Below are 10,110 nucleotides of genomic sequence, written 5' to 3'. Positions count from 1 at the left end.
AGCTGATTTGAACAGTAGAAGGGGAAAATCTTTAAGGAAGTTAAGAAGCAAAGGATCGATTGCTAAGATTGGTAGCAAATAATTTCCAAATTCCATGAAGCTTGCATACTAGAGTACAGAACATTACTGATAGACAGTTTCATAGATGTGGAAAAAACAATACATAATGTCGTAGTTTTGGGCGGAGGTAGTGCTGGTTTTCTCTCTGCCTTAGCCTTGAAGGTGAAGATACCCTGGTTGAATGTGGTCGTAGTCCATTCCACAAGCGTTCCCGTTATTGGGGTGGGTGAAGCGACTACCGCCTGGATACCTTGGTTTCTTCATAAGTACTTGGGATTAAATCGAGAGCAATTTTATGAAGAAACACAACCTATTTGGAAACTAGGAATTAAGTTTATTTGGGGGGATTCAACTCAGTCTCACTTCAACTATCCTTTTGTAACTCATCTGGCAGATAAACTCAGCGTTCTGAGTAAAAGTACTGCCTATTATTGTCTTGATTCAACTACAGAATCGAGTATTTATTCAGTGTTGATGGAGCAGAATAAGTCCCCTTGCTTCCAAAGAGAGAATGGCGATTTTGTTGTTGATGAACGCTTTGGATACCATATTGAAAATACAAGTTTCGTTGCTTACTTAGAAAGAAGAGCGGCAGAACTTGACATCAAAATTATTGATAAAACTGTTGTAAATATTGAAGTCGGAGAAAATGGCTACATTCGCCAACTGCTATTTAATGACAGCACAACATTGGCTGGCGATCTATTTGTTGATTGTTCTGGTTTTCGCTCCACCTTGTTAGGAGAAACTCTGCAAGAACCATTTTGCAGTTTTTCTAGCAGCTTATTTTGCGATTCTGCCGTCACAGGTACATGGATGCGAGATGATGGAATCCAGCCCTTTACAACTGCCGAAACCATGCAAAGTGGCTGGTGTTGGCAAATTGATTTGCAAGATAGAGTGAACCGTGGCTATGTATATTCATCTGCTTTTATCAGCGATGATGATGCTCTACAAGAGATGAAACTTAAAAATCCCTTGATGAGCGATGAGCATAATCTTATTAGGTTCAAGTCAGGGCGACATCAACGATTTTGGGTGACAAATGTCGTTGCCGTTGGCAACGCATCGGGTTTTGTCGAACCGCTAGAATCAACAGGATTACACATGATTGGCGAAACCATTAAATGTGTGTGCGATGTGTTGATTGATTCAGACCAGCAGCCAAGCCCAGGATTAATTAATTTAGCGAATCGAGCGATCGCCGAAAAATGGGATGATATTCGTGACTTTTTATCGATTCACTTTAAGTTCAATCGCCGAGTAGAATCAGAATTCTGGCGACAGTGCTGGCAAAAAACTGATATTGGTGATGCCGAAGCAGTAGTGGACTTTTTTCAAAACAATGGCCCATCGCCAATTGGTCAAATTCTACTTCGTAAAAATAGTGTTTTTGGATATAACGGTTATCTAAATTTGCTTATGGGTCAACAGGTTGCCACAAAGTATCAAAGCAACAATGACAGCTTGGATTTAGATAATTGGCGACAAGTCAAAAACTATTTCATCAAAAATTGTGCTAACGCCTTACCAATCCCCCAGGCAATTCAGGTTGTTAAAGAAAGAAAATGTCAATGGCTGACTTCATAGATAACATTCCCCAAGTGCCTCGAATTAATCCCAATGCCCATTTAATCCTCAGCGAAGCGGGTGAGGTTTGTAGTTGGGTGGACAGCGAAGCGTTCGTCCTCGAAGGCATTCAGCCCAACATTATCCGCCGACTGTTGGCGCTGATTGATGGAGTTCGTCCCCTTGAAGGAATTTATGCCGAACTTGCAGATTTTGGCGATGTCTACGACGGGCTACGCCTACGCAATTACTTAAATGAGATTGTCTCGGCTTTAAGTAAGCTCAATATTATTGAAGAGGTAGTAACTCAAGCCGCACCCCAAAATCATCGCTGGGAGTTGCCCATAGCCTCTAAGCAAGCAGGTCAAAAGGCGATCGCTTTACTAGGCAATCACCGATTACTTGATACTCTGGATCGAGCCTTTGCTGCCGCAGGTTTTGATAATCGTCGCGCTTTTTACCTGAAGAATTTTGCATCCTGTCAAACCCCTGAGTTTCGCACCATTCAGCAACAACGGATACTCGTCAACGGCACTTCAACATATCTGTCCTCATTAACCCCGACAGCATACCAAGATAGTTTAGACTCTGTTAGTATTTCTGGCTTATCTCAACTCTTTCAAGAATTCGACTTTGTTGTTTGTGCTTTGGAAGGCATACCATTTCAGGCACTGTTGGATGTCAATAAGTCGGCGCTAGCCAGTGGCACTCCATGTTTATTTGTCACCGCTTCCCAGGAAACAGCACTCATCGGCCCAACGGTTATTCGAGGTGCAACCGCTTGTTTTGGCTGTCGAGTCATTGCTTTAGAAGGGTTGCCAGCGGTATTTGAAGATATTTGGCCGCAACTTTCAACCCCAATCGTTGCCAAGGCGGATAGCCAAATTTTATCCTCTGTAGCCCAGGCTTGTCTTGAAGAAGCCATTTCGCTTTTAGGGCCGACCTTAACGCCAATTCGGGCAACCAACGTTTTGAAAATTACACAGCAGGGGAAAGACACCATTAAGCGGCTTCTCCCTAGTAGTAAGTGCCACGAGTGCGCCCCGCGACTAGATGAACCGTTGGGAGTTATAGAACGAAACGCGATCGCTGCTGCGGCTGAAGAAATTGGGCGGATCTGGCCAGTTTCACCCAAGGCAGAAATCCCCCCAGCCTCCGATGCTTACCGAACCGTGGGCATTTTGGGGGGCGGCACAGCTGGTTATCTTACAGCTTTAGCCTTTCGCGCTTTCAGACCAGACATCAAAGTGACTTTGCTAGAATCGAGTGCCATTCCGGTGATTGGCGTGGGCGAGGCGACTACTCCAGAACTCGTTAAGTTTCTCCATAGTCCCCGGTTTTTAGGGCTAGATATCGTTGATTTTTATCAGCGAGTTCGTCCTACGTGGAAGTTGGGGATTAAGTTTCAGTGGGGACTGCCCGATGATTATGAATTTACGTTTCCATTTCAGCGCGGACGCTTGCTAGAATCTCTCATCTATGATTCAACGCTGAACAATCAGTCATTGGGGGCAATGCTGATGAGTGGCGATCGCGTTCCGATTTTCGATCGCGGCGATGGTACTCCGTTGTCTCTACTCCACCAAATTCGCTGGGCGTATCACCTCGATAATCAGCGGTTCGTTCGTTACCTCCAAGAAGAAGCGATGGCCGCCGGGATAGAACATATCGACGTGCAAATTTCTGATGCTCAGATATCTGCCGATGGTGAAACCATTACCCATCTAATTACCGAGGATGGGCGGAAGCTAAGTTACGATTTGTATATCGATTGTTCGGGTTTCCGTTCGTTGTTGCTAGAGAAACTTGGCTCAAAATTCGTGAGTTACCAAGATACCCTCGCCACCGATCGCGCGATCGCTGCTACAGTTCCCCATAATGGTACAGTTAAACCTTACACCCTAGCCGAAACCATGAATAATGGCTGGTGTTGGAATATTCCCTTTGAAGATGCCGATCATCGAGGTTACGTATTTTCTTCAGCATTTTGTAGCGATGACCAAGCTTTAGAGGAAATGCGTGCTAAAAATCCGGGGATGGGCGACCCTTGGGTTGTGAAATTTCGTTCCGGGCGACACGAGCATTTTTGGAAAGGCAACGTTGTGGCGATCGGTAATTCCTATGCCTTTGTTGAACCGTTAGAATCGACAGCCATCCACACCATCGTTTTGGAATTAGAACTTTTACTTACTAACTTTCCAGCATCAAAGCGGGATGAGGGAATTAAATCCGTACTCAACCGCAAAATGAGCGATCGTTGGGATGCCCTGCGTTGGTTTCTCGGAATTCATTACAAGTTCAATCACCGTCTCTCTACTCCCTTTTGGCAAGCAGCCAACAGGGATACAGATATCTCTGGCGCAATAGAGCGATTAGCGTTATTTACTGAGCGGGCCCCCCTCTCTTACCGAAATTCCCTGTTTTATACACTACATCCTCCAGACTTTTTTTCTGACGATCACTCCTATGACACACTATTAGCTGGGCAAAAAGTACCCGCCCGCTTTATGGAACCCGTCGAAGATCGAGCCACTTGGCAACGCCAAATGGCAATTCTCAAAGGCCTAGCCAGCACTGCGATGCCCCAACATGAAGCCCTCTGGTGCTTGCGCGAGAAACGGCCAGATTTGCTTTACGACTTTGCAAAGCGCCGAGATAGTTGGTTACACACCTGGCTTCCTGCCTAGTAGTCTGCCAACCCAAAAATGCGCTTGTGAGGTTGGGGAAAGGGGAAAGGGAAAAGGGTAATACCGTTTCACTTTAAGGTTGATACATTTAGGCAAGCAGAGGAGCAGAGGAGCAGGGGAGCAGAGGAGCAGAGGGGAAAGAATTTGTATCAGGATTTTAGTGAAATGGTATTAAACCCTTTCCCCCTGCCCCTTCCCCTTTACCCCGCTTGCGACCGAACCGTATTGGGATATCTGTCGCAAACATTTTTTGAATCGGTATTACTACCAGGACTTACGCAAGATGTGACCAAAAGGCTTATTCTTGCGTAGCGGTAATTCATGAATTACCGCTACTTTCGTTATATTTTGCGTGAGTCCTACTGCCATAAATGACAGCAATAATTTTGTCAATGGCACAATCGAAAGATGTAATTTCTACCTGGCGTAGCCCGTCGTAGCGAAAAGTTGAGCCAGTGCGTTCCTGTCGCTCTGCGTCGGAAAGCAACTGGCGTGGAGCGGAGGTTTCCTCCGAACCAAACTTTTCAAGGCAGACATCGCCTTCCTCTCGATGTGTCAAACTTATGCTTAAATAACTATCTGGTTTGTAGGGCATTCGTTCTGCCCATTCAATAGCCACAATTCCTGGTGTTACCTCAACACCTTCCCAGTAACTCTCTAAATTTAGACTTAGAACTTCTTGCGGTTCTAGGCGATATAAATCTAGATGGTAAAGGGGGAGGCGTCCTTCGGTGTACTCATTAATCAAAGTGAAAGTGGGACTGACAATCGGTTCAGTAATTCCCAAACCCTTGCCAATACCTTGAACTAGGGTAGTTTTGCCAGCACCTAAATCACCTTCTAGTAAAATGACACTCCCAGGAGGTAAGGATTCGCCGAGAGTAATACCTAAACCTAGTGTTGCTTCTGTATTTGCAAGAGAAATTTTCATAATTAGTCATTAGTCATTAGTCATTTGTCATTAGTCATTAGTCCTTTGCTAATAACCAATGCCCCATGCCCCATGCCCCATACTTATCTTCCCTGATTAGCTCTACCGTACCACCGTAATAACACGCGTGCTAGTTTCTGGGGATTGTGGCGTACAATACCTGTTTCATCTTCATATAAAACATTAGCTGGGACAATTCGCCGTCCTAACTCGATTACGGCTTCTCTATCTAGGAAAACGGGATGGGAATTTTGTTGGGCGTAGCGGATGAGTGATTGTTCGGAGGGGGATTTTTTCTGTATTAGTACGGCATCAAATAGCTGTCTTTGCTGACAAGCAGCATCAATGGCTCGGATGTGATCTGCAACAGTATATCCTTCAGTTTCTCCTGGTTGAGTCATTATATTGCAGATATATATACGGGGAACCTTTGCTTTGGCGATCGCATCGGCAATTTCTGGTACTAATAAATTAGGAATCAAGCTAGTATAAAGGCTACCCGGGCCAATAATAATGTAATCTGCTTCTTTAAGTGCCTTAATAACTGCTGGTATCGCTGGGGGATTAGCTGGAATACAACCAATTTTGATAATTTTTCCAGCAGCTTTAGGAATATTAGACTCTCCTTCAATGCGGCGCCCATCAGCTAATTCTGCCCAAAGGCGAACATCACTGAGAGTTGCTGGTAGTACTTGTCCCCGCACTGCTAGCACTTTGGAACTGGCTGCAACTGCACGTTCCAAATCTCCAGTAATATCACTCATAGCCGTTAAAAATAAATTGCCAAAACTATGGCCTGTTAACCCATCTCCAGCACGAAAGCGGTATTGAAATAATTCTGTTAATAGCTTTTCTTCATCTGCTAGGGCTGCTAAACAATTGCGAATATCCCCTGGTGGTAGTACGCCAAATTCCTGGCGCAATCGCCCAGAAGATCCGCCATCATCAGCTACAGTCACAATGGCAGTAATATTAGCGCTGTAAGTTTTTAATCCCCTCAATAACGTAGAAAGTCCCGTACCGCCGCCAATCACTACTATTTTCGGCCCTCGGTACAATCGACGATGCGCCAGCAAAACATCAATCAGTTCCTCTTCATCATCAGTTCTTAATACCTTAGTAATTGAGCCTACGGTGCGAGTTTGCCCCCAAAGCAGTAACAGCAACCCACCAAGCAGCACCAAAGGGCCGCTGACATAGTTAGGTAAGATCTCGGTGATTACTCCCAGAAAACTCCTAACCAACTCGAACAACCAAAAAATTGGGGTAAGCTTAATCCAAATAGCTAACCCCAAAATTGCTAGTAGTACACCTCCAACACTGATTAACAACCAACGTTTAATCGATAATCCAGGCGATAACCATTTGAACCACTGGTTAACGCGATAGGAAGTACGAGAGGGCGACTGCTTTCGCAGGGCGTTGAGGGCTTGTCGGAGAAAACCAATTGACATACCTAGATTCACAGCAGTGCTACAAACTAATAATTAACAGAAAATCTACACCACTTGGTTTCAAACACTAGGCGTGAAACTATTATATTTTTCAATCCCATTAGACTAACAAGCAAGTCTCAAGATTGCCAGTGTTCCCAGTTAAACAATATCTTTGACTTGGTAAGAGTGAATTTAATGGAAAAACGAATTTTAGGATTAGATCCAGGACTGGCAATTTTAGGATTTGGGGCAATTACCTGCACGCAAATCCCCAACAAGATGCAACAAACTACAGTAAATATGCTGGATTTTGGGGTAATCAAAACATCAGCGGATGTTGAAATGGCACAGCGCCTATGCACCTTATTTGATGACTTACACACCGTAATCGAGGAATTTCAACCAGATTTAGTGGCGATCGAAAAACTATTCTTCTATCGTATGTCAAGCACTATCCTGGTTGCACAGGCGCGGGGCGTAGTCATGTTAGTGTTGGGGCAGCGCCGACTCCCCTATGTAGAATTTACTCCTGCTCAAATTAAACAAGCTTTAACAGGATATGGCAATGCCGATAAGTCTGAAGTACAAGAAGCCGTGGCGCGGGAGTTGGATTTAGATGAGATTCCGAAACCGGACGATGCTGCTGATGCTCTAGCAGTGGCTTTGACTGCATCTTATCAAATTTAATTGTTGTACACCGTAGCCTTGTAAAGGGGAGGGTTAGGAGGAATAAAAAATATTTGATACATCGATCGCGGCATTCTACTCTATCCTGCACAAGGGCTAACAGCAAATAGGAACGCTTAACTATACTTGTCCTTGAATAATTTGAGTCAATTCAGTGCGGCTGCGATTGGCTTCTAACCAAAAAGCTAGCCAAAAGATGATTAGCATCAGTATAGGCATCCCTACAAATACCGGAACCATATGCTTAGGCATAGCACTTGTTAATATTATGGGAGCGATCGCACCATACCAGCAGAAAAACCAGAATCCTAAAAATGTCATAACAAAAGGATGTACGCTCATTTCTATATGAATTATTGTTTGATGCGATTCTACTTCAAAGCGTCCTTTAATCATTGGTAAAAAAGAATTGCGGTAGTGAATTATACGCCGTATTTGAAAGCCTTCTTCAGAAATGCTTCCTTGATAAGGCGAGTGTTTTGTAGAAAATCTGAATGCTTTAGTAGGCTCAACTTTTGCATTTAGCCGTTGCAAAACTACAGACAGCGGAGCGGATGTCGAAATCGTAAAGGTATTGTACGGTAATACGTTCATTTTGATTGAGTTTGCTAACTGATACCAAAACTCTATAAAATTGCAGTTAATAATTATTAGACTTCTTGCAGAAGCCGGGAAAAGGGGAAGGGAAAAAGGGGAAAGGTTTGGTATTTTCCCTTTCCCCTTTAACATGAGTCCCTTTTCCCACAATAGTGCAAAAAGCACTTTTGCAAGAGGTCTATTCTCTTCCTTGGCGTACTTGGCGTACTTCTCTTCGAGACGCTTCGCGAAGGCGGTTTGTAATCAAAAAATTGAGTGCATTGTATCTTCATGAAAAATTTGTATGACTACCATTCTACGTATAAAATACTATCCATCCACGGCAGTTTGATAACCTGTATACTCCAAGGAATTCTATCTAATAAAATATCGTAAGTTTCACGTTCAACCTGTAGCAGCCAGCCATTATTATGAACTCTCAAAATCCCGTTTCTATGTAAAAAAGCTTTCCTAAATCCTTCTATAGATGTATTTTTCAAAATAGACCAATTTTGAATCACAGCAGATAACAAATTTTCACATTCTGCTTGTTCCTCCGTAGCGATTTCTAAATTGGTGTTTAGTGCTTCTAATAAATCTATGCCGCAAAGTATTTTGTTTAGGGGAAGAATATGTTCGGATGACTCTGTGGAATCCTCAACTAAATACTGGAGTAAAAGAGATGCTCGTTCAGCAGACATTTTGTTAATAAAAAGATTATTTGCTACTAATCCTATTTTGACTAAAAAACGATTTAAAAATGGCCATAGTAAAATTAACCCTGCATTGTAAATATAGATTTCATCAGATTGACTAAAAGTATTAACAGCATTTATAAGTGGAGATTGCTGATAATTTGTCTCTTGTTGGATTTTAGTTTTAAGAGTTTGAGTAATTTGTGAAAGTTGATTTAGGCGTGTTGTCTGGTTTGTAGCAGAATTTTTTATTTCATTTAGTAATATTTTTAGCTCGTTTTTAAGTTGATTTATTTGCTGTGTATATTGCACTGATATCGGGGTGTTTACACTTAGTTGCTGCAATTCGCTTAATAGGAGATTTGCTTGTTTATCTTGTCTAAAAAATTGTGTCTCTTTGCTAGTAGATTTGATTTCTGTTATAATTTTGTCAAGCGTACTTTTGAAGCAGTTACCTTCTTTGCTTAAATAGTTTATTTGGGCAACAATACTATTTAAAAAATCAGAATAATTAATTCCATTGGTAGTGGTAATATGTAATAAATTTGCTTGGGTTAACCTAAGTTTATTTAGTTTAGTATTACTATCTGAAGAAAAACTGAAAAATATTCCCTGCCATTTATCCAATCTCAATTTTGCTTCTGGAATATTTTTAGTTTGCTCTAGCCGTTTAAAAATAAGCTTTGTATCTGCATTATAATCTGCGATAAACTCGACTAAATCAGCATCCGCAGTGAATAATTCTACTATTCTTAGCAGTATTGAATCAGAAAATTGGTAAATAATGCGTTGCAGTTGGTTTGTATCTTTAAAATTTTGCTCGATAAGATATTTAATTTTATTTGGTGAATTTGTTATGAGGCGATCGCAACATTCTTCTATCTGTTGTTTGCTTAATTTTTCACTCCACCAAGGTAGCATACCTGTTTGGATAAAGTAGCTAAAAATATTTAATTGTGAGGCTTCTATATCGGCAGTTTCTAGTATTTCAATTTTATTGAACGAACTTTTATCCCAAGTTGCATCCATAGAGCTAACTTGATTTTCTCTTGTATTTTTATCCCTGCCTCTACCTGTTTCATCAGACAAAGCTTCTATGCCAGGTAGCAATATTGAAGATTCATGTAAGTTAGTATCTGATTGTGTTTGTGCTGAACAAATATAAGTTGATACGCCAATTTCTTTTAGTAATTGTTGCTCAAATTTTTGTGTAACTTTATCAATTAATTCCTGCTCTATATTATTAATATCAATATTTCCTAAATTAATTTCTAAAGTATTAATCTTATATATTATCTCTGAACTGCTGAACTGACTCAACAAATTATCAATAATTGGAATAAGTTTATGGCGATATATTCTACTTACTTCATTTTGCAGTTCAAAAGCACCAGCCTGCGAACTAAAATTAATTTCTATAATTTGTTTTTTGATTGAATGTCGTTGTTGGTTCACTTGCAAAACTTTTC

The 10,110-nt window shown here is 41.7% G+C and carries 6 protein-coding genes and 1 pseudogene; 3 read left to right on the top strand and 4 right to left on the bottom strand.

Features of this window, described 5'->3' with window-relative positions; genetic code table 11:
• The first annotated feature begins 147 nt into the window (after nt 1-147).
• Together NSTC745_RS23510 and NSTC745_RS23505 are read left to right on the top strand one after the other, a co-directional pair.
• Nucleotides 148-1,650, top strand: a complete 1,503-nt coding sequence (locus NSTC745_RS23510; protein WP_445633116.1) for a tryptophan halogenase family protein — start codon at nt 148-150, stop codon at nt 1,648-1,650.
• The gene (locus NSTC745_RS23505; RefSeq protein ID WP_445633115.1) at nt 1,635-4,316 is read left to right on the top strand and encodes a tryptophan 7-halogenase; all 2,682 of its coding nucleotides are present in this window, start codon (nt 1,635-1,637) and stop codon (nt 4,314-4,316) included. The genes NSTC745_RS23510 and NSTC745_RS23505 overlap by 16 nt, the downstream gene beginning before the upstream one ends.
• Before the next feature lie 538 nt (nt 4,317-4,854).
• Here NSTC745_RS23505 and tsaE read toward each other — a convergent pair.
• Together tsaE and NSTC745_RS23495 are read right to left on the bottom strand one after the other, a co-directional pair.
• A pseudogene (gene tsaE, locus NSTC745_RS23500) lies at nt 4,855-5,247 on the bottom strand (tRNA (adenosine(37)-N6)-threonylcarbamoyltransferase complex ATPase subunit type 1 TsaE); the annotation flags it as partial.
• A gap of 83 nt (nt 5,248-5,330) precedes the next feature.
• A complete protein-coding gene (locus tag NSTC745_RS23495; RefSeq protein WP_445633114.1) occupies nt 5,331-6,701 on the bottom strand; it encodes a gluconeogenesis factor YvcK family protein in 1,371 nt (456 codons plus the stop codon).
• 177 nt (nt 6,702-6,878) lie between these two features.
• Here NSTC745_RS23495 and ruvC point away from each other — a divergent pair, with 177 nt between their 5' ends.
• A complete protein-coding gene (ruvC, locus tag NSTC745_RS23490; protein ID WP_445633113.1) occupies nt 6,879-7,370 on the top strand; it encodes a crossover junction endodeoxyribonuclease RuvC in 492 nt (163 codons plus the stop codon).
• Between the two features lie 120 nt (nt 7,371-7,490).
• On the opposite strand, the gene NSTC745_RS23485 is transcribed toward ruvC, so the two are convergent.
• Entirely contained in the window at nt 7,491-7,964 is a 474-nt protein-coding gene (locus NSTC745_RS23485) for a hypothetical protein (RefSeq protein ID WP_445633112.1), read from the bottom strand.
• Between the two features lie 290 nt (nt 7,965-8,254).
• Nucleotides 8,255-10,096, bottom strand: a complete 1,842-nt coding sequence (locus NSTC745_RS23480) for a contractile injection system tape measure protein (RefSeq protein ID WP_445633111.1) — start codon at nt 10,094-10,096, stop codon at nt 8,255-8,257.
• Nucleotides 10,097-10,110: the final 14 nt, after the last annotated feature.

The organism is Nostoc sp. DSM 114161 (genome assembly GCF_052692665.1).
This window is presented reverse-complemented; position numbering and strand designations above follow the sequence as displayed.